The sequence below is a fragment of the Nocardioides pyridinolyticus genome, from assembly GCF_054653575.1.
The window spans coordinates 91,509-111,149 of sequence record NZ_BAAIFY010000009.1; the positions used below are offsets into that span (position 1 = coordinate 91,509).

The 19,641-nt window shown below is 73.4% G+C and carries 20 protein-coding genes and 1 riboswitch; of the genes, 6 read left to right on the plus strand and 14 right to left on the minus strand.

The features are described 5' to 3' along the window. Nucleotides 1-15 precede the first annotated feature (15 nt). A complete protein-coding gene (uvrA, locus tag ACYQ0U_RS10500) occupies nt 16-3,015 on the minus strand; it encodes an excinuclease ABC subunit UvrA (protein WP_459972438.1) in 3,000 nt (999 codons plus the stop codon). 132 nt (nt 3,016-3,147) lie between these two features. Here uvrA and ACYQ0U_RS10505 point away from each other — a divergent pair, with 132 nt between their 5' ends. Genes ACYQ0U_RS10505 through ACYQ0U_RS10515 form a run of 3 tightly spaced genes read left to right on the plus strand, consistent with a single transcriptional unit; the run spans nt 3,148 to nt 4,795 of the window. Beyond that, on the plus strand, nt 3,148-3,834 hold the full coding sequence (locus ACYQ0U_RS10505) for a maleylpyruvate isomerase family mycothiol-dependent enzyme (protein WP_459972439.1): 687 nt from the start codon (nt 3,148-3,150) through the stop codon (nt 3,832-3,834). Next, nucleotides 3,834-4,505, plus strand: a complete 672-nt coding sequence (locus ACYQ0U_RS10510) for an MBL fold metallo-hydrolase (RefSeq protein ID WP_459972441.1) — start codon at nt 3,834-3,836, stop codon at nt 4,503-4,505. Before ACYQ0U_RS10505 ends, ACYQ0U_RS10510 begins: the two co-directional genes overlap by 1 nt. Continuing rightward, nucleotides 4,502-4,795, plus strand: a complete 294-nt coding sequence (locus ACYQ0U_RS10515; protein ID WP_459972443.1) for a hypothetical protein — start codon at nt 4,502-4,504, stop codon at nt 4,793-4,795. The genes ACYQ0U_RS10510 and ACYQ0U_RS10515 overlap by 4 nt, the downstream gene beginning before the upstream one ends. A gap of 182 nt (nt 4,796-4,977) precedes the next feature. Here the strand turns inward: ACYQ0U_RS10515 and ACYQ0U_RS10520 are convergent, their stop codons facing one another. From ACYQ0U_RS10520 to ACYQ0U_RS10540, 5 genes are all read right to left on the minus strand, one after another. Beyond that, nucleotides 4,978-5,604, minus strand: coding sequence for a hypothetical protein (locus ACYQ0U_RS10520; RefSeq protein WP_459972444.1), 627 nt, complete (start codon nt 5,602-5,604; stop codon nt 4,978-4,980). Nucleotides 5,605-5,785: 181 nt separating this feature from the next. After that, nucleotides 5,786-6,895: a 2Fe-2S iron-sulfur cluster-binding protein gene (locus ACYQ0U_RS10525; protein ID WP_459972445.1), complete on the minus strand. Its 1,110-nt coding sequence runs from the start codon at nt 6,893-6,895 to the stop codon at nt 5,786-5,788. Further along, nucleotides 6,896-7,189: a hypothetical protein gene (locus tag ACYQ0U_RS10530; RefSeq protein ID WP_459972446.1), complete on the minus strand. Its 294-nt coding sequence runs from the start codon at nt 7,187-7,189 to the stop codon at nt 6,896-6,898. Between the two features lie 2 nt (nt 7,190-7,191). Then, on the minus strand, nt 7,192-7,824 hold the full coding sequence (locus ACYQ0U_RS10535) for a hypothetical protein (RefSeq protein ID WP_459972526.1): 633 nt from the start codon (nt 7,822-7,824) through the stop codon (nt 7,192-7,194). Continuing rightward, the gene (locus ACYQ0U_RS10540; RefSeq protein WP_459972448.1) at nt 7,821-8,621 is read right to left on the minus strand and encodes a spermidine synthase; all 801 of its coding nucleotides are present in this window, start codon (nt 8,619-8,621) and stop codon (nt 7,821-7,823) included. Before ACYQ0U_RS10540 ends, ACYQ0U_RS10535 begins: the two co-directional genes overlap by 4 nt. A gap of 67 nt (nt 8,622-8,688) precedes the next feature. On the opposite strand from ACYQ0U_RS10540, the gene ACYQ0U_RS10545 reads away from it, so the two are divergent. Together ACYQ0U_RS10545 and ACYQ0U_RS10550 are read left to right on the plus strand one after the other, a co-directional pair. Then, complete coding sequence (locus ACYQ0U_RS10545) at nt 8,689-9,249, plus strand: P-loop NTPase family protein (RefSeq protein ID WP_459972450.1); 561 nt, start codon at nt 8,689-8,691, stop codon at nt 9,247-9,249. An 8-nt stretch (nt 9,250-9,257) separates the two neighbouring features. Then, complete coding sequence (locus tag ACYQ0U_RS10550; RefSeq protein ID WP_459972451.1) at nt 9,258-9,950, plus strand: adenosylcobinamide-GDP ribazoletransferase; 693 nt, start codon at nt 9,258-9,260, stop codon at nt 9,948-9,950. A gap of 92 nt (nt 9,951-10,042) precedes the next feature. Here the strand turns inward: ACYQ0U_RS10550 and ACYQ0U_RS10555 are convergent, their stop codons facing one another. The 4 genes from ACYQ0U_RS10555 to ACYQ0U_RS10570 are packed head-to-tail and all read right to left on the minus strand — an operon-like array spanning nt 10,043 to nt 15,421. Next, nucleotides 10,043-10,552, minus strand: a complete 510-nt coding sequence (locus ACYQ0U_RS10555; RefSeq protein WP_459972453.1) for a bifunctional adenosylcobinamide kinase/adenosylcobinamide-phosphate guanylyltransferase — start codon at nt 10,550-10,552, stop codon at nt 10,043-10,045. Continuing rightward, on the minus strand, nt 10,549-12,018 hold the full coding sequence (locus ACYQ0U_RS10560; RefSeq protein WP_459972455.1) for a cobyric acid synthase: 1,470 nt from the start codon (nt 12,016-12,018) through the stop codon (nt 10,549-10,551). Before ACYQ0U_RS10560 ends, ACYQ0U_RS10555 begins: the two co-directional genes overlap by 4 nt. Before the next feature lie 11 nt (nt 12,019-12,029). Further along, nucleotides 12,030-13,775, minus strand: coding sequence for an ABC transporter ATP-binding protein (locus ACYQ0U_RS10565; RefSeq protein ID WP_459972457.1), 1,746 nt, complete (start codon nt 13,773-13,775; stop codon nt 12,030-12,032). Further along, nucleotides 13,772-15,421 (minus strand): ABC transporter transmembrane domain-containing protein, encoded by a 1,650-nt coding sequence (locus tag ACYQ0U_RS10570; RefSeq protein WP_459972459.1) that lies wholly within the window; start codon nt 15,419-15,421, stop codon nt 13,772-13,774. The genes ACYQ0U_RS10565 and ACYQ0U_RS10570 overlap by 4 nt, the downstream gene beginning before the upstream one ends. 23 nt (nt 15,422-15,444) lie before the next feature. On the opposite strand from ACYQ0U_RS10570, the gene ACYQ0U_RS10575 reads away from it, so the two are divergent. Next, the gene (locus ACYQ0U_RS10575; protein ID WP_459972461.1) at nt 15,445-16,266 is read left to right on the plus strand and encodes a siderophore-interacting protein; all 822 of its coding nucleotides are present in this window, start codon (nt 15,445-15,447) and stop codon (nt 16,264-16,266) included. A 145-nt stretch (nt 16,267-16,411) separates the two neighbouring features. Here ACYQ0U_RS10575 and ACYQ0U_RS10580 read toward each other — a convergent pair whose 3' ends face one another. The 4 genes from ACYQ0U_RS10580 to ACYQ0U_RS10595 all read right to left on the minus strand — a co-directional run bounded on the left by ACYQ0U_RS10580 (nt 16,412) and on the right by ACYQ0U_RS10595 (nt 19,397). After that, nucleotides 16,412-16,588, minus strand: coding sequence for a DUF1059 domain-containing protein (locus ACYQ0U_RS10580; RefSeq protein ID WP_459972463.1), 177 nt, complete (start codon nt 16,586-16,588; stop codon nt 16,412-16,414). Next, a complete protein-coding gene (locus tag ACYQ0U_RS10585; protein ID WP_459972464.1) occupies nt 16,561-17,100 on the minus strand; it encodes a hypothetical protein in 540 nt (179 codons plus the stop codon). Before ACYQ0U_RS10585 ends, ACYQ0U_RS10580 begins: the two co-directional genes overlap by 28 nt. Before the next feature lie 95 nt (nt 17,101-17,195). Further along, nucleotides 17,196-17,915, minus strand: coding sequence for an SDR family NAD(P)-dependent oxidoreductase (locus ACYQ0U_RS10590; RefSeq protein WP_459972466.1), 720 nt, complete (start codon nt 17,913-17,915; stop codon nt 17,196-17,198). Nucleotides 17,916-17,957: 42 nt separating this feature from the next. Then, nucleotides 17,958-19,397 (minus strand): ABC transporter substrate-binding protein, encoded by a 1,440-nt coding sequence (locus ACYQ0U_RS10595; RefSeq protein WP_459972468.1) that lies wholly within the window; start codon nt 19,395-19,397, stop codon nt 17,958-17,960. Nucleotides 19,398-19,477: 80 nt separating this feature from the next. Next, a riboswitch (cobalamin riboswitch) is annotated at nt 19,478-19,618 on the plus strand. Nucleotides 19,619-19,641: the final 23 nt, after the last annotated feature.

The window sequence follows — 19,641 nt, forward strand, 5'->3', positions numbered from 1 at the left end:
GAGTTCGGTGAGAGATCAGGAGGCCTTCTTCTTCTTCTTCGCGGTCGTCTTCCGAGCGGCCGTCTTCTTCGCGGCCTTCGTCGCGGGGGCCTTCTTCGCGGGGGCGGGCTCCGCCCGCTTGGCGGCGGACTGCTTCGCGGCCCGGCCCTCGAGCAGCGGCGCGAGGAACTGGCCGGTGTAGCTGTCGGGGTTCGCCGCGACCGACTCCGGCGTGCCCTCGGCGACGACGGTGCCGCCGCGCGACCCACCCTCGGGACCCATGTCGACCAGCCAGTCCGCGGTCTTGATGACGTCGAGGTTGTGCTCGATCACCAGCACCGTGTTGCCCTGGTCGACCAGCCGGCCGAGGACCAGGAGCAGCTTGCGGATGTCCTCGAAGTGCAGGCCCGTGGTCGGCTCGTCGAGCACGTACACGGTGCGGCCGGTGGACCGCTTCTGGAGCTCCGAGGAGAGCTTGACCCGCTGCGCCTCGCCGCCGGACAGCGTGGTCGCCGGCTGGCCGAGCCGCACGTAGCCCAGGCCGACCTCGACCAGCGTCTTCATGTGCCGCGCGATCGCGGGGACCGCGGCGAAGAAGTCGGCCGCCTCCTCGATCGGCATGTCGAGGACCTCGGCGATGGTCTTGCCCTTGTAGTGCACCTCGAGCGTCTCGCGGTTGTAGCGGGCGCCGTGGCACACCTCGCACGGGACGTAGACGTCCGGCAGGAAGTTCATCTCGATCTTGATCGTGCCGTCACCCGCGCACGCCTCGCAGCGGCCGCCCTTGACGTTGAACGAGAACCGGCCCTGCTGGTAGCCGCGCATCTTCGCCTCGGGCGTCGACGCGAACAGCTTGCGGATGTGGTCGAAGACCCCGGTGTACGTCGCCGGGTTGGACCGCGGGGTGCGCCCGATCGGGGACTGGTCGACGTGGATCACCTTGTCGACGTGCTCGAGCCCGGTGATCTTCTGGTGCCGCCCGGGCACGGCCCGGGCGTTGTAGATCTGCTTGGCCAGCGACGTGTAGAGGATGTCGTTGACCAGCGTCGACTTGCCCGAGCCGGACACGCCGGTGACGGCGACGAACATCCCGAGCGGGAACGCGACGTCGACGTTCTGGAGGTTGTGCTCGCGGGCGCCGTGGACCTTGAGCTCGCGGCCCTTGGTGCGCGGGCGGCGGATCTCGGGCACCGGGATCTCGCGGCGGCCGGAGAGGTACTGGCCGGTCATGGAGTCGGGGTGGGCGAGGAGGTCGGCGACGTTGCCGCTGTGCACGACCTGTCCGCCGTGCTCGCCCGCGCCCGGGCCGATGTCGACCACCCAGTCGGCCACGCGGATCGTGTCCTCGTCGTGCTCGACGACGATGAGGGTGTTGCCGAGGTCCTTGAGCCGGACCAGGGTCTCGATGAGCCGGTGGTTGTCGCGCTGGTGCAGGCCGATCGACGGCTCGTCGAGCACGTAGAGGACGCCGACCAGGCCGGCGCCGATCTGGGTCGCGAGCCGGATGCGCTGCGCCTCGCCGCCGGACAGCGAGCCCGAGGGCCGGTCCAGCGAGAGGTAGTCGAGACCCACGTCGAGCAGGAAGTTGAGCCGCTCCTGGATCTCCTTGAGCACCCGCTCGCCGATCTGGCGCTCCCGGGCGGTGAGGTCGAGGTTGCGGAGGTAGTCGGCGGTCTCGTTGATCGGCATCGCGCAGACCTCGGCGATGTTCTTGCCGCCGGCCTCGATCGAGCCACCGAGGGTCACCGACATCGAGACCGGCTTGAGCCGGCTGCCGGCGCAGGTCGGGCACGGGACCTCGCGCATGAAGCCCTCGTAGCGCTCGCGGCTGACGTCGGACTCGGCCTCGTTGTGCCGCCGCGCGATGTAGGCGCTCACGCCCTCGAACTCGGCGTAGTAGGCGCGCTGGCGGCCGTAGCGGTTGCGCGTGACCACGTGCACCTTGGTCGGGTGGCCGCCCAGGATCGCCTTCTGCGCCTTGGCCGGGAGGTCCTCCCACGGGGTGTTCAGGTCGAAGCCGAGCTCGTCGCCCAGCGCGCCCATCAGCCGCAGGAAGTAGTCGGCGACGTGCGCCTGGCTCCACGGCTGGATCGCCCCCTCGCCCAGCGTCGCCTGCGGGTTGGGCACGACCAGCTCGGGGTCGACCTCGAGTCGGGTGCCGAGGCCGTGGCAGGCCGGGCAGGCGCCGAACGGCGAGTTGAAGGAGAACGACCGCGGCTCGAGCTCGTCGGTGTCGATGGGGTGCTCGTTGGGGCACGCCATCTTCTCGCTGAACCGCAGCTCGCGGCCGGGGTCCTTGGCGTCGAGGTCGACGAAGTCGAACAGCACGAGCCCGCCGGCGAGCTGGAGCGCGGTCTCGACCGAGTCGGTGAGCCGGCGCTTGGAGGACTCCTTGACCGCGAGCCGGTCGACGACGACCTCGATCGTGTGCTTCTTCTGCTTGTCCAGCTTGGGCCCGTCGGACGCCAGGGAGTCGAGCGCGTGCGTCTCGCCGTCGACCCGGGCGCGGGAGAAGCCCTGGGCCTGGAGCTGCTTGAACAGCTCGACGTACTCGCCCTTGCGGCCACGGATCACGGGGGCCAGCACCTGGAACCGGCGGCCCTCCTCGAGCGCGAGCACGCGGTCGACGATCTGCTGCGGCGTCTGCCGCTCGATCGGCGCGTGGCAGGTCGGGCAGTGCGGGCGACCGGCGCGGGCGTAGAGCAGGCGGAGGTAGTCGTAGACCTCGGTGATGGTGCCGACGGTCGAGCGGGGGTTCTTCGAGGTGGACTTCTGGTCGATGGAGACCGCGGGCGAGAGGCCCTCGATGAAGTCGACGTCGGGCTTGTCCATCTGGCCGAGGAACTGGCGGGCGTACGCCGACAGCGACTCGACGTAGCGCCGCTGCCCCTCGGCGAAGATCGTGTCGAAGGCCAGCGAGGACTTGCCGGAGCCGGACAGGCCGGTGAAGACGATGAGCGAGTCGCGGGGAAGGTCGATCGAGACGTCCTTCAGGTTGTGCTCCCGGGCACCCCGGATGATGAGCTGGTCCGCCACTGCGTAGTCTCCTCGTTTCGAACAGGTGTTCGCCATCGTATCGGCGCAGACCAGCCACAACGAACCGTCGCGCGCTCGTGTTCCCACGATCTCACGCACCACCGACAGTCCCGGATCCGGCAGGATGGGCGCATGGCCGACCCCCTGGACCTCACCGAAGCCACCCGGCGCCTGGTGCGCACGGCCGACGGGCTGACCGACGAGCAGTACGCCGAGCCGAGCGGCCTCCCCGGCTGGACCCGGGCGCACGTCCTCGCCCACCTCGCGCTCAACGCCGAGGGGCTGGCCGGTGCGCTGGGCGGGATCGTCGAGGGCAAGCGGGTGCCGATGTACCCCTCCCAGGAGGCGCGCGACGGCGACATCGACGAGCTCGCCGGCGGACCACCCTCCGAGATCCGCACCCGCCTGCTCGCGGGCGGCACCGCGCTGTCCGACGCGATCGCGGCCGTCGCCCCGGACACGGCGCAGGTCACGATCGAGCGGACGCCCGGCGGGCGCGTCTTCGCCGCCGGCGAGGTGCCCTGGATGCGACTGCGCGAGGTGGAGATCCACCACGCCGACCTGCGGGCGGACTACGACCGCTCCGACTGGGCACCTCTCTTCGCGAGCCACCTTTTGGACTGGGTGGTCACCCGCAACGACGCCGAGGCGCCGTTTACGGCCCGGGCGACCGACGTCGGCGGAGAGTGGACGTTCGGCGAGGGCGGGCCGGTGGTGAGCGGCCGGGTGGCCGACCTGGCATGGTGGCTGACCGGGCGCGGGTCCGGCGAGGGACTGACGAGTGACGGCGGCGAGCTGCCGCGGATCGGAGCGTGGTGATGACGTACACGGGTGAGGTCTCGGTCGGCGGTGGCGCCGACGTGCGGGAGCTGGAGCACCTCCGGATCGCGAAGGTGGCGGTCGACGAGAAGATGTCGAACAACTGCTACCTGCTGACCTGCCGCGACACCGGGGAGCAGGTGCTGATCGACGCGGCCGACTCGGCCCCGGTACTGCTCCCGCTGGTCGGGGACGCCGGCCTCACGACCGTCGTCACCACCCACCAGCACTGGGACCACCACCGCGCGCTGGCCGAGGTCGTCTCGGCCACCGGTGCGTCGGTCGTCGCGGGCGCGCCCGACGCCGCGGCGATCACCGAGCAGACCGGCGTACCCGTGGACCGGGAGGTGGCGCAGGGCGACACGATCAAGGTCGGCTCCTGCGAGCTGTCGGTGATCGCGATCGCCGGTCACACGCCCGGCTCGATCGCGCTGCTCTACGACGACCCGGCCGGCCACCCCCACCTGTTCACCGGCGACTCGCTCTTCCCGGGCGGCGTCGGCAACACCCGCGGCGACGAGGCGGCCTTCGCCCAGCTCATCGACGAGGTCGAGACCAAGGTCTTCCAGCGCCTCCCGGACGACACGTGGTTCTACCCCGGCCACGGCAACGACTCGACCATCGGCGCCGAGCGCGCGTCGCTGCCCGAGTGGAGGGCGCGGGGCTGGTGAGCGCCCGACGTCTCACGCTCGCGCTGTTCGGAGTCGGCGTGCTCCTGCTCGCCGTCGGCACTACCGTCTTCTTCGCGTTCTTCCCCCACAGCGTCGAGGACTGGTTCGGGTTCGCCGCCGCCGAGGACCCCTTCGCCGACTGGGAGATGGGGTGGCCGGAGCCATCGGGCGACCTCCGGCTCACCATGGTCAGCGCCGCCATCTCCGGTGCCGGGTTCCTCGTCCTCCTCGTCCCGATCATCGCGTGGGGTGAGCAGCTCGGGCGGCGGCTGGGCGAGACGTCGCGGTAGTCCCTGACGATCCAGGGGTCGACACGCCGTCCGAACCCACCGGACGTCAGGGAGTACGCCGGCGCGGGCACTCGGACCGACCTCGAGGTCGTCGGGGTGACCCCCGCGGTTTGGTCACCAACCGCAGGATCTCGGGCCTCCGACGTGCGGTTGGTGACCAAACGGCGGGACCGGCGGGCGGGTCAGGCGACCTCGGGCCAGTCGTCGTCGCCGTCCCAGTCCGCGATCGGACGGAACGGCGTGAGGCCGGGGCGGGCGATCGGGGGCAGGTTGTCGAACCGGCCGAGCTCCAGCGGGTCGAGAGAGACCGTGGACCGGGCGGCCAGGTCGTAGAACAAGGCCAGGTCCTCGTGGTCCGGCGTCGCGTCGACGTCGACCAGCTCGGCGAGGGGAATGCCCGCGGGCGCGGTGTCGTCGGCGAGGCCGGCGAACAGGTTCAGCGCCGTCCAGTCGGGCGCGGTCCCGGCGTCGAGGTGGTCGAGCAGGGTGTCCTCCGCGACGCCGGCGTCGACCACCATGACCAGGCGCGACGTGCCGTGCACCGCGGCCCACCGCCACATCGTGCGGGCGCTCAGCCGCCGTGAGGCGGCCCGGCTCATCACCCGCCCGACGACGTCGGCCGGGTGCGAGTCGGAGAGCATCAGGTTCTGGACGTCGAGATGGACGACGCGCTCGGGATGGTGGTGGAGCTCGCGGAACCTGCGCCCGTGATCCTGCTGCCCGGAGACGCAGCGGCCCGCCCCCGTCGCGCTCGCGGCCAGGCCCCACCCCAGCAGGGCCACGACCACCACACACAGTCCAAGGAGCATGGCTCATCCCTCACTCCGGCGCCGGATCCCGGCCTGGGATCACGAGGGAGCGGTGGTCACCGGGCCGGGGTCCGAGCTGTCTGCTCGAAAAGTTGAGGGCAAACCTTCCCCGAGAATCCGCGGTTACGCAAGGGATTCGGACATCGCCCCAGTGGTCTGTCCCTCCGGCCCGACGCGGCGCTCAGTGATAGGTGACCCGCACCGTGTCCGTCACCGGCACCGACTGACACCCCAGACGGATCCCCTCGGCGATGTCCTCCTCGTCGAGCACGTCGTTGTGGAGCATCTTGACCTCGCCCTCGAGGAGGCGGACCGCGCACGCCGAGCACTCGCCCTCACGGCAGGAGTACGGCGCCTTCACCCCCTTGGACTCCAGGTGATCGAGCAGCTTGGTGCCGGGCGACCAGTCGTCGAAGGCGTAGTCCTGGCCGTCGAGCTCGACCTCGAGCCGCACCGGCCCCTGGGGGGCACCGGCGTCCGGGGTGACCCCGTCGCCGAGGTCCCCGAGGTCCTCGAGGTCACGCTCGGCGTCCTCGATCTCGTGCTCGGCGATCTCCTGGTCGTGCAGGTCCCCGAACGGGTTGCCGCCGAGGGAGACGAACTTCTCCTGGTGCCGCCGCTCGCGGGGGAACCCCAGCTCCTTGAGCGCGGCGATCGTCAGCCCCATGAACGGCGCCGGGCCGCAGACGAAGGCGTCGTACGACGTGAAGCTCGACGCGAAGGCCCTCATCTGCTCCTGGCTCGGCAGCCCCTGCACCGACTCCAGCCAGTGCACGACGACGAGCCGGTCGGGGTTCTCGGCGGCGAGCTTGGTCAGCTCCGCGGCGAAGATCACCGACGTCTCGTCGCGGTTGGCGTAGAAGAGCACGATCCTCCCGGTGCCCTGCTGCAGCGCAGTCCGGATGATCGAGATGACCGGGGTGATCCCGCTGCCGCCGGCGAACAGCAGCAGGTCGGCGCTCAACGAGGCCGGGGTGAAGATGCCGCTCGGTGGGAGCACGTGGATCGAGTCGCCGACGCGGAGGTGGTCGCACACCCAGTTCGACGCGTAGCCGCCGTCGGTGCGCTTGACCGTGATCGTCAGCGGGCCGCCGCCGACCGGGCTGCTGGACAGCGAGTAGCAGCGCGCGGCCACGCCGGTCCGGTCGCTCGGCACCGCCAGCGTCAGGAACTGGCCCGGCTTGTAGGCGAACCGCTCCTCCGCGCCGGCCGGAACCTCGAAGGAGATGGAGTGCGCGTCGGTGGTCTCCTCGACCACGTCCACGACCTTCACCTCGAAGGACTCGTCCACTCAGTAACCGTCCTCGGCGCCGATGGGGATGCGGCCGTCTCGCGCGGCCTCCTCGATGGAGGCCATCATCCGGGGGCAGGCGGGGTGCGAGTCGCGGCCGCCCGAACGGCGGGACAGCTCCGGGCAGTGCGCCCGGGCCTCTCCCGTCCACTGGATCGAGGTGTGGTGCTCGCTGTTCTTCTTCACGCCGACCATCGCCCGGCAGTCCAGGCACGCGACCTCGACCAGCCGGGCGGAGGTGTAGCGGCGCTGGTCCTCGAGCGTGTCGGCGCTGGTCGGCACGAACGACGCCATGCTCAGGTCCCCGACATCATCTGGGGCTTCTCCGCAGACTCCTCGGCAGACTCCTCGGCGGAGTACTCTTCGGCCTTCCTGCGGAGGTTCTCGGCGACCTCCTCCTGCCAGAACTCGTTCGCCCTGGTCGTGTCGACCTCGAACTCGAAGCGGTCGACCATCTCCGGCACGATGTCGGCCCGGTCGACGTAGAACTGCTCGTACCAGCGGCGCAGCTGGTAGACCGGGCCGTCCGCCTCGCACAGCAGCGGGTTCTGGACCGGCACCTTGTTCCGCCAGATGTGCACGTCCTGGAGGAAGCCCTCCCCGAACATCTGGGCGTACTTCTTCGCGATGTACCGCGCGGTCGCGTCGTCGAGGCCCTCGGGCTTCTTGACGGCGATGCCGTACTGGAGCGTGAAGGAGTCCGGCCCGGTCGGGAGGTGGCAGTTGATGAGGATGACCTCGGTCGCGAAGCCCTGGTAGTCCACGTCGAGCCAGTTGATCATGTACGCCGGTCCGTAGTACGTGTCCTCGGACTTCAAGAACAGCTCCGCGCTGCCGTACCCGCCGGACTTGTCCGGCCGGCCCTTCGACTCCATGAACTGCGTCGCCCGGGTGCCCTCGAAGACGTTGCGGAAGCTCGGCTGGCTCAGCGGTCCACCGGGGCAGGCGAGGGCTCGGCGTCCGCGTCCGTGAACGGCGTGCCGCCGCCGAAGGAGTCCGACACCGCCCGGGCGTCCAGGACGCGGTACGGCGCAGCGGCGCTCGCCGCTCGCGCCTGGAGGGCGGCGAGCGGGACGGAGCCGCGCGAGGCGATCAGGACGAGGTTGCCCAGGCGGCGGGCCCGCAGCGTGGCGGGCTCGGCGGTGAGCATCAGCTCCGGGTACACCGCGCGCAGCCCGGCGACGACCCGCCTGCTCCAGCCGAAGGGCGCCCGGTCGGTGACGTTGAGGACGAGCGTCCCGGCGGCGTCCAGGACGCGCGCGACGTCGCGGAAGAACGCCTCGGTGACCAGTGCACCGGGCACGCGGCCGGCCGCGAACGCGTCGACGACCACCACCTCGGCGTACCCGTCGCGCAGCTCGGCGATCCCGCGCCGGCCGTCGACCGGGCGGACCTTGATGCCGCTGCGCGGCGGCAGCGGGACCTCCTCGCGGACCCGCTCGGTGACGTCCGTGGCGGGCTCGAGGACGACCTGGGCGGAGCGGGGACGCGAGGCGGCGACGTAGCGCGGCAGGGTCATCGCGGCACCCCCGACGTGGACGACGCGGACCGGGTCGCCGGCGGGGGCGCAGGAGTCGAGGACGTCCCCGATCCGCCGGACGTACTCGAACTCGAGGTGCAGCGGCCGGCCCAGGTCGACGTGCGACTGGTTCATGCCGTCCAGCCGCAGGACGAACGTGCCGGGCCGGTCGCCCGGCACGATCTCGCACGAGGACGGCTGGGTCACCCCGCCAGCCTCCCATCCCGATCCGCGGGCCCGTGGTCGAGGCTGGCGCCGCGCGTAGGATGCCGCGGTGCTCGGCGCCCGCGACCCGCTCCCCCGCCGACCGCGGCGGATCACCGTCGCCGGCGTCTCCGGCTCGGGCAAGAGCACCCTCGCGCGCCGGCTCGGCGAGCTCCTCGACCTGCCCTACACCGAGTTGGACGGGCTGTATCACGGCCCGGGCTGGACGCCGCGGCCCACGTTCGCCGCGGAGGTCGCGGCCATCGCGGCAGGTGATCGCTGGGTCGCCGAGTGGCAGTACGACGCCGGGCGCCCGCTGCTCGCCGCCCGCGCCGACCTGTTCGTCTGGGTCGATCTGCCGTACCCCGTCGTCCTGAGCCGGGTCGTCCGCCGCACCGTGCGCCGCCGACTCCGCAACGAGGAGCTCTGGCACGGCAACCGCGAGGCGCCGCTCCACACGTTCTTGACCGACCCCGAGCACATCGTCCGGTGGTCGATCAGCACCCGGAAGAAGTACGACGAGCGGGTCCCCGCCGTCGCGGCCGAGCGGCCTGACCTGCCGATCGTGCGGCTGAGGTCCGTCCGCGACGTCGACCGCTGGCTGACCGAGGTCGTCCAGCCGCTAGCGTGACGGGTCCGATGACGTCCTGGCGCCTCGCGGTCGGCACCCTGACCGCGCTCCCCGTCGGCGCGGTCGGGCCGGTAGACCGCGCCGCCGCCCGCCGCGCGATGCTGCTCGCCCCGCTGGCCGTGCTCCCCCTCGGGATCCTCGCCGCCGCCGTGCTCGCGGTGGGTCGAGCGCTGGAGCTGCCTGCACTCGCCGTCGGCTTCCTCGCGGTCGGCGCGCTGGCCGCGGGCTCGCGCGCGCTCCACTGGGATGGCCTCTCCGACACCGTCGACGGGCTCACGGCCTCCTACGACGCCCAGCGGTCGCTCGCGGTGATGAAGACCAGCACCAGCGGGCCGGCCGGCGTGCTGGCGACCGTCGTCGTGGCCGGCGTGCAGGCGGCCGCGTTCGCGGCCCTCGCCGACGACGTCCTGCTCGCCGGCGTCCTCGTCTGCCTCTCCCGCTGCGCCCTGTGGATCGTGTGCTGCACCCGCGTCCCCGCCGCCCGGCCGGACGGCCTCGGCGTCGGCTTCACCGGCACGGTGCCCGTCCCCGTCGCCGTCCTCGGCGGCCTGCTGCTCTCGGTCACCGGCGGCCTCGTCGTCCTGCTGCTGGTCCGCCGTACCGGCCGCCGCTTCGGCGGCGTCACCGGCGACGTGATGGGTGCCGCGGTCGAGCTCGCCCTCGCGACGACCCTCCTGACGGCGGTCGCCCTCCTCCCTTGAGTTGGGCCCCCGTCGCCGGTCAGTGGGGCCGGGGTCGCGCGCCCGCGGGAGTTCGGCCCGACTCGCGAGCGAGCGAGGCCCAACTCGACGGACTAGAGCTTCAGGACGCGGCCGGCGACGACCAGGTGCACCTCGTCGCAGGCCTCGGCGAACCGCTGGTTCACCGTCCCGAGGAGGTCGCGGAAGAGCCGGCCGGAGCGGTGCTCGGGCACGATGCCGAGCCCGACCTCGTTCGTCACCAGCACCACGTCGTCGTGCAGGACGCGGATCGCGGCCGCGACCTCCTCCTCGACGTACGCCGCCACGTCCTCGGTCCGCGCGTCCCAGAGCCCCGCGTCGTCGACGAGCCGGGTCAGCCAGGTGCCGAGGCAGTCGACCAGCACCGGGCCGGAAACGCGCAGCGCGACGGTGAGGTCGCCGGTCTCCAGCGTCGTCCACGTGCGCGGGCGGCGGGCCTGGTGGGCGGCGATGCGCGCCATCCAGTCGGCGTCGTCGCGGACCGGCCCGGGCGCCACGTAGGTCACCGCCGGGCGGTCGGCGAGCAGCGCCTCCGCGTGCCGGGACTTGCCGGACCGGACCCCGCCGGTCACCAGCGCCCTCATGGCCGGATCACCGGCACGATGGGCGCCCCGGAGAGCGCCAGCCCGTGGATCGCCTCCAGGTCGAGGTGCTCCTCGACGAGGTCGGCGAGCAGCTCGAGGCGGCGTTCCCGGGCGGCGGCGAAGCTCACGCCCGAAGGCTCCCAGACGTGGCCGGTCAGCCGCGCGACCTCGGTGAGGAAGGCGGTCCGGAACGAGTCGGACTCCAGGCTGCCGTGCCACATCGTGCCGAGCACGTGGCCGGCGCGCGCCCCGCCCAGGAACTCCGCCGCGCCCGGCCCGCGGGTCACCCGGCCGTGGTGGATCTCGTAGCCCGTGGTGGGCGCGCCCAGCGCCGTCCCACGTGGCAGCCGCAGCACCTTCTCGGGCGCGAAGTCGGTGCGCGCGTCGAGCAGCCCCAGGCCCTCGACCTCGCCTGGCGCTCCCTCGACGCCGTGCGGGTCGGCCACGAGCGTGCCGAGCATCTGGAAGCCGCCGCAGATGCCGAGGACGGGCCGCCCGGCCGCCGCGTGCCGCACGATCGCGGCGTCGAGGCCCCGGTCCCGCAGCCAGGCCAGGTCGGCGCGGGTGGCCCGGGTGCCCGGCAGGACGACGAGGTCCGCGTCGGCGAGCGCGCGCGGGTCGGAGGCGAAGACCACGTCGAGCCCCGGCTCGACGCCGAGCGCGTCGACGTCGGTGAAGTTGCTGATCCGCGGGAGCCGCACCACCGCGACCTTGAGGGCCGCGCGGTCCTCCCGGGTCCGCCGGGCCTCCAGGTCGAGCGCGTCCTCGGAGTCGAGCCAGAGGTCGGGGTGCCACGGGAGGACGCCGTACACGCGCCGGCCGGTGAGTTCCGAGAGCTGCCGCAGGCCCGGCTCGAGCAGCCCCAGGTCGCCGCGGAACTTGTTGACGACGAAGCCCGCGATCAGCCGCTGGTCCTCCGGCGAGAGCAGCGCGACCGTGCCGTAGAGCGCGGCGAACAGGCCGCCCCGGTCGATGTCGCCCACGACGACGGTCGGCAGCCCGGCGTGCTGGGCGAGCCCCATGTTCACGTAGTCGCTGGCTCGCAGGTTGATCTCGGTCGGGCTGCCGGCGCCCTCGGCGACGACGACGTCGTAGCGCGAGGCCAGGTCGTCGAAGGCGTCGTACGCCGCCCGGGCGAGGTGCTCGCGGCCCGAGGTGAAGTCGTGGGCGGAGATCTCCCCCGCCGGCCGGCCCATCACCAGGACGTGGCTGACCCGGTCGCTGCCCGGCTTGAGCAGCACCGGGTTCATCGCGGCCTCGGGCTCGACCTGCGCGGCGCGGGCCTGCACCCACTGGGCGCGTCCGATCTCGGCGCCCCCGGCACAGACCATCGAGTTGTTCGACATGTTCTGGGCCTTGAACGGCGCGACCTTCACGCCGGCGCGGGCCAGCGCCCGGCAGATGCCGGTCGTCACCACGCTCTTCCCGGCGTCCGAGGTCGTGCCGGCGACGAGGATCCCACCCATGCCGACCGAGGCTAGTGGGTGCCGTCGCCGGACCACGCGGCCCAGAGCGTGGCGTATCTCCCACCGGCGGCGACGAGCTCGTCGTGGGTGCCGCGCTCGACCACGCGGCCGCCGTCCATCACCACGACCTCGTCGGCGGTGACGGCCTGGGTGAGCCGGTGGGCGATGGTGAGCGACGTCCGCCCGGCGGTGGCCGCGAGCGCCGCCCGCTCCAGGTCGCGGGCGCCCGCCGACCCCGCCTCCGCGGTGGCCTCGTCGAGCACGACCACGACGGGGTCGGCCAGCAGCACCCGCGCCAGCGCGAGCTGCTGGGCCAGCGCCGGCCCGAGGACCGTCGCCCCGTCGCCGACCGCCGTGTCGAGCCCGTCCGGCAGCGCCTGGACCGCGGTCCACGCACCGACCTCGGCCAGCACTGCGGCGAGCCGCTCGTCGGTCGCGTCGGCCGCCGCGAGCGTGAGGTTGTCGCGCACCGTGCCCGCGAAGACGTGCACCTCCTGGCTCACGATCGCCACCGCCGGCCGGCCGTCGGCCGCCACCCGCTCCAGGGGTACGCCGCCCAGCCGGACCTCGCCGCGCGTCGGCCGCAGCCGCCCGGAGACCGCCGCGCCCAGCGTGGTCTTCCCGGCGCCGGACGCGCCGACGACGGCGACCCGGTGCCCGGCCGGCACGTCGAGCGAGACCTCGTCGACGGCGGGCCGCCCGGCGACGTACTCGTGGTGGAGCCCGCGCACCTCGAGGTGCCCGTCCGCGGGCGGCGCGGCGTCGGCCACGGGCGCCGGCGGCGGGAGCAGCGCGAGCCCGGCGAGCCGGACCATCGAGGCGCCGACGGACTGCGCCTGGTCGAAGAGCGCGATGAGAGCGCCGATCGGGTTGAACAGCCGGTGGAAGAGCAGCGCGGCCGCGGTCACGGCGCCGACGGTCACCGCGTCGTCGCGGACGAGGAACCAGCCGGTGACGAGGAGCAGCAGGAGGCCGACGAGCTCGGCGCGGTTGTTGCGCGCGAAGAACCGGGTGAGCATCCGGTAGACGTCGATCGAGAGCTGCGCCGACCGCCACGACGCGGCCGCGGTGACCTCCTGGTGCCGGTCGGCGATGCCGTAGGCCCGCAGGGTCCGGCTGGCGTGCACGCCGGTGAGGAGTGCCTCCGCGCGGGCGCCGTTCGCCTCCCGCTCGGCGCGGTAGTAGGGGCCCGAGCGCGGGAGGTACCACCGCAGGCCCAGCACGTAGAACGGCGCCGCGCCCAGACCGGCGAGGCCGAGGCGCCAGTCGATCGCGAACAGCCCGACGGCGGTGAAGGCGACCGCGACCACGGAGTTCACCAGCAGCGGCACCACCTCGGTGAACGACTCGGTCACCAGCCGTACGTCGTCGCTGACGCGGGAGAGCAGGTCGCCGGTGCCGGACTCCTCGATCTCGCGGGCCTCGAGGTCGAGCGCCCGGTCGACGACGGTCTCCCGGAGCTCGGCCAGCGCGGGCTCGGCCGTCCGGGCCAGCAGCGCGATCGAGAGCGCCGTCGCGAGGCCGCCCACCAGGGCCGCGCCGAGGATCCACAGCGCCGCGGTGGCGACCGCGCTCTCGTCGCCGCCGGCGACCACGACGTCGACGATCTGTCCGAGCTGCCACGGGCCGACCAGCCCCGCCATCCCGGCGATCACGAAGGTCAGTGTGCACAGCGCGAGCGGCACGGGCCGGCCCCGGACCAGCCGCCAGGCGAGGGCGCCGGCCTCGCGCGGCGTGGAGACGGGCAGCAGGCTCATCGCAGCACCGCCGTCCGGTAGGCCTCGCCCGAGGCGAGGTCCGCATGGGAGCCCGTGGCGACCACGCGTCCGCCGACGACGTGGACGACGCGGTCGGCCCGCGCCAGCAGCGCGGGGCTGCTGGTGAGGACGAGGGTGGCGCCGTCCGGCCGGCGTACGCCGCCGAACCGGTCGGCGATCCGCTGCTCGGTCACCGCGTCCACCGCCGTGGTCGGGTCGTGCAGCACGAGCACGGGTGGGTCGGCCGCGAGCGCGCGGGCGAGCCCGAGGCGCTGGCGCTGCCCGCCGGACAGCGTGGTCCCGTTGACGGTCACCGGCTCGTCCGGCAGGTCGTCGGCGGCCGAGGCCGCCAGCACGGCCGCGAACCGGCCGTCCGGCAGGACGCCCGCGGGGTCGACGTTCGACCGCAGCGTGCCCTCGAAGAGGTCGACGTGGTGCTCGGCCACGACGAGCAGCCGACGCGACTCCTCGATCGCCAGCTCCGTGAGCGGTACGCCGCCCAGGAGCATCCGCCCGGATGCCGGGGCCGCCTCGCCGCGGAGGAGGTCCATGAGCGCGGCCGCGTCGGCCGGGTCCTCGGCGACGACCGCGACCAGCGACCCCGCGGGGACGTCGAGCGACAGCTCCCGGAGCGACCCGTGCGTGACCTCCTCGACGGCCAGGCCGTCGCTGGTCGCGACCCGGTCGCCGTGGAGCACGAGCGGCGGCGCGGCGAGCAGGTCCACGATCCGCCGCGCCGAGGCGCGCGAGCGCGCGATCGCGGCGACCAGGTAGGCGACCATGCCCATGGGCTCGGCGACGAACTGCGCCAGGCCGACCACCGCCACGAGCTCACCGATCGACATCTCGCCCGCGAGCGCTCGCTGTCCGGCGATCAGCGCGACCGCGGCCAGGAAGGCCAGGCTCAGCCCGTAGGTGGAGCCGTAGAGCACGCCCTCCCACCGGGCCGCCGAGACACTGGCCCGCATCGCATCGCGGCTCTGCCCGCGGTAGCGCCGGTGCGCCACCGCCTCCGCCCCGATCCCCTTGAGCGGGCGCAGCCCGCGCACCAGGTCGGTGGCGAGCCCGGTCGCCCGGCCCACCGCCTCCTGCCGCGCGTGCGCCCGGTGCGCGAGCCGGGGCGCGAGCACCTGGGTGACCACGAGCACAAGGGGGACGCCGACCAGCACGACCGCCGCGACCAGCAGGTCGATGGTCGCGAGCACGACGGCGCTCACCGCCAGCCCGGCCAGACCCACCACCGTGAACGTCAGGTGCCGCAGCACGGTGGCGACCGCCTCCGCGTCGCCGGTGGCGATCGCCAGCACGTCGCCCGGGAGCCGGTCGGTCCGCGCGCCGCGCGGTGAGAGCACCAGCGCCGACACCTCGGTGCGCAGCCGGTGGCTCTCCTCCTGGAGCGCACGGAAGCCGATCCGCGAGCCGAGCCGGTAGGCCGTGCTCAGCACCGCGAAGTGCACGCACAGCACCACGCCCCAGAGCACCATCTGCTGGACGTCCGTGGTCGCGATCGCGCGGTCGATGACGACGCCGATCAGTACCGGGACCGCGACCTCGCACACCTGCCAGACGACGAGCAGCGCGACCGCGCCGGCGAGCCGTCGGCGCTGGCGCAGGACGGTACGGCGGACGAGGGCTCCGGGAGTCACCGACGAAGGGTAGCCTTACCTATATGGCAACGTTCTACGGGCTCGTCGAGTCGACCGAGTGGGTCACGCCCTCGCTGGTCCGGGTCGTCCTCGGCGGCCCCGGTCTCGACGGCTTCGACGCGCCCACGGACACCGACGCCTACGTCAACGTGGCGATCCCGCCGGCCGGCGCGGCGTACGCCGGGGGCCCGTTCGTTCCCGCCGAGGTCCGCGAGCAGCACGCCCGCGAGCTCTGGCCGGCCCGGCGCCGCTACACCGTCCGCGGCTGGCGCGACGGCCGGCTGACCCTCGACTTCGTCGTCCACGGCGACCACGGCGTCGGCGGCCCCTGGGCGGCCCACGCGCGGCCGGGCGACGGCCTCGTCCTGGAGGGCCCCGGCAGCGGCTACCGGCCCGACCCCGACGCGGACTGGCACCTGCTGGTCGGCGACGAGTCGGCGCTGCCGGCGGTCGCGGTGTCGCTCGAGGCGGTCCCGGCGGGCGCCCGCGCGGTCGTCCGGCTGGTCTGCGACGGTCCCGAGTACGAGCTGCCGCTCCCCTGCCCCGGTGAGCTCGACCTGGTCTGGCTGCACCGCTCCGGCGGCGCCGTCGACGCGGAGCTCCTCGCCACGGCGGTCGCCGGGCTCGACTTCCCCGAGGGCCGGGTCCACGCGTTCGTGCACGGCGAGGCCGACGAGATCCGCGAGGTCCGCCGCCATCTGCTCGTCGACCGGGGCGTCCCCCGCGCGGACATGTCCTGCTCGCCGTACTGGCGGCGCACGATGACCGACGAGGCGTGGCGCGCGATCAAGCGCGACTACGTCGCGGCGATGGACGCCGAGCTCGGCACCGTCGTCGCTCCCTGAGTCGCCCGCTGAGGCGCCCGCCGATCGCCCGCGGGTCGCCGCCGATTCATCACGGTAGGCAGCTGAATCCACACTCCCCGTGGCGGGTATGCCGCGGGAGGTGAAGGCTCGCCTGCCTACCGTGATGAATCGGCAGCAGCAGCACCTACGCCGCGTACACGACCTTGCTCTCGACGGCCGCGACGACCTCGGGGGTGAGGTCGGTGATGCCGTGGTCGGCGGCCGCGTGCGCGGCGACGGCCCCCATGAGGGCGGAGCGGTCGGTGTCCTCGAAGGTGGCGGCGCAGCCGGGCATCACGTCGCCGCAGGCGAGCTTGAACATGGGGTCGCCCTCGTGTCAGTGGTGGCCGGACGTGAGCGACGCCCGGGGAACCCGGACCCAGAGCACGGCGCCGTCCTCGTCCTGTGCAGGACGGTGAATCCGCCGGTGACCTCCGCGCCCGGCAGCAGGTCGGCGAGCGGGACCCGCACCTTCTCCGGGCGGAGCAGCCCCATCGACGCCGCCGCGAGCAGCTCGACGTCGCGGACCCGCTCGGCCAGCCGCACGAGCGCGTCCTCGAGCCGGGCGACCGTCCGGGCCGCCGCCGGGGGCACGTCACCCTCGGCGAGCAGGGCCGCCCAGCCCTGCGCGGTCGTGAGCGGCGTACGCAGCGCGTCGATCGCGGGCCGGTTCGTCACCTGGGCCGTGCTCGCGTCCACGAAACCACGCACCCACCGGCGCACGAGCGCCGGCTCGACCGACCAGCGCGTGGCCACCTCCGGCACGCCGTCGCCGGCGAGCACCTCCGGGACCGCCCGCACGCGCGGGTCGGACGACTCGCGCCAGGCACTCACGAGGCAGTCACGAGGCACCCACCCTGTGCTCCTATCGGTCGCGAGCGCCGGGACGTGAGGTCACTCGTGGTCGAGCTCGAGCCTACCGAGAGCCTTCAGAGGAGGTGGAGTCCGCCGTCCAGCACCACGACCTCGCCGGTGAGGTAGTCGCTCGCGACCAGGTCGGCCACCAGCCCGGCCACGTCCGCGGGCGTCGCCGCGCGCCGCATCGGCGACCGCTCGCGCCAGAGCTCCTGCGCCGCGGTCCACTCCGCGGTCAGCGGGGTGTCGACCAGCCCCGGGGCCACCGCGTTGACCCGGACGTCGGGGCCGAGCGCGACGGCCAGCAGCCTCGTCACGTGGTTGAGCGCGGCCTTGCTGGCGGCGTACGGCACCGAGGAGCCCTTCGGGCGGACGCCGGCGTGGCTGGTCACGTTCACGATGCAGCCCCGGCGCTGCCGGAGGTACGGCGCCGCGGCGGTCGCCAGCGCCCACGGGCTGACCAGGTTCACCTCGAGCACGTCGCGCCACATCTGCGGCGGCGCGGCGGCGAGGTCGTCGTGCGGGATCGGCCAGCTGATGCCGGCGTTGTTGACGAGCACGTCGAGGCGCCCGATCCCGGCCAGCGTGGAGGCGACCGTCGCGCCGGCCGTGTCCGCGTCGGCGAGGTCGGCCTGCACGTAGGAGCCGCCGAGCTCGCCGGCCAGCCGCTCCCCCGCCTCCACGCTGGACCCGGAGTGCACGAGGACGTGGAAGCCGTCGCTGGCGAACCGCCGCGCCACCGCCTCCCCGATCCCCGAGGTGCTGCCGGTGACGAGGGCGACGGGCCGGGTCATGCCGGCGATCCTCGCAGGTCGGTCACGGCTGCGGCTCGGCGGTCAGTCGGCAACCGAGGTCCGGACCAGGTTGCCGCAGATGTAGTCGCCCGGGGTGACCTTGCGCCACACGCCGTTGACCAGCCGCACCAGCGAGGTGCACTCGTAGGTCGTCTTGGCGCCCACGTCCATCACCGCGTGCAGCCCGTTCGCGGTCCACCGGTGCTCGGCGCGGACCGCGTCGAGCAGGGCGGCCCGGGTCAGCTTGCCGCCCAGGGCGGCGGCCTTCTCGACGAACAGCCGTGCGGCCGACCAGGCGAAGAGCCCGAACGTCGTCGGGTCCGACCCGGGCTTCACCTGCTGGAGCCACGCGAGGTAGAGCTGGAGCTCCTTGTTGCTGGTGTCGGTGAAGAGCGGGTGCGGCACCGGGATCCAGGTGCCCTCGACGGCATCGCCGCCGGTCTCGACGTAGGTCTGGTTGTACTGGGTCTGCGAGACGTTGAAGACCTTCGGCTCGTAGCGCTGCTGCTTCATCGCCTCGGCGAAGCGCACGGCGTGCTGGTTGGCGCCGACGAACATCACGTAGGTGATGCCCTTGTCCTTGAGCTGCTGGACGTAGGGCGCGTAGTTGAACTCGGCGGTGTCGATGCCGGTGAAGATCTCGACGCCGTAGCCGATCTCCTCGGCCGTCTCGGCGTAGGTCTTCGCGACCTGGCCGGAGCCGCCGGCGTCGAGGTAGAGGAAGGCGGCCTTCTCGGTCGCCGCCTTCTCGACCTTGCGGATGTGGCCGAGGAACGAGGTGGACTGCACCCCGACCTCCAAGGTCTGGGCGCTGTGGCAGACGTCGCAGGCGGCGCGGTCGGTGGTGAGCGTCCCCGACCGCAGGTCCGGGATGCCGCAGCCCTCGGCCGCCCCCACGCCGCCGGAGTCCATGACCGACTGGGACCCCACCGCGGCGAACGCCTGGTCGCAGGCCTGGGTGTACGCCGCCTGGTCGGCGCCCGCGTCGGTCTTGCTGTCGAGCGCGAGCAGGTCGAGCTTGCGGCCGCAGAGGTCGGAGGTGGAGTTGAAGTAGGCGACGTAGGCGCGGACGCCGAGCTGGGCCGATTCGAACAGCCCGGGCACCGGCCCGGAGAGGTCGGAGGCGTTGGCGATGGTGATGGTCTTGTCGGTGATGCCGGTCTGGTTCTCGAACCCGTCGCAGGAGGCGCGCTTCACCCCGCCGTCCGCGGCGTTGTCGCCCTCGCCGGTCGTGCCGCCGGTCGTGCCGCCACCACCGGCCGAGCCACCGGTGGAGCCGGAGGAGCCGGTGGACCCGGCCGTGGTCTCGCCACCACCGGTGGCGCCCGGGACCGAGCCGTCGGCCGGCACGACTCCCCCGGCGTCGACGCCGGTGCCGGTGCCGCCGCTGACCTGCGCCACGGTGTCCGGGTCCAGCTGTGACCCGCAGGCCGTCAGCGCGAGGACGGTCGTGGCGATGACGAGGGCTCGAAGAGGTCGCATGACACTCGCTTTCGGGACGCAGCCGTGGAGTCGTTCCCTCCGCCCCACTCAACGGCCGAATGCGAGACGAGTTACGCGCAAGTAGGCCCGGCTCCCGTAGGCTGCGCTCACGCCCGTGGCGCAGGAACCCGGTGAGAGTCCGGGGCGGTTCCGCCACTGTGACGCCGACGCCCTCCGGGGCGGCGGTGCAGCCAGACACTGACTGCGGGCGATTCCGACCGATCGACGGGGCGAGAACCCCGGA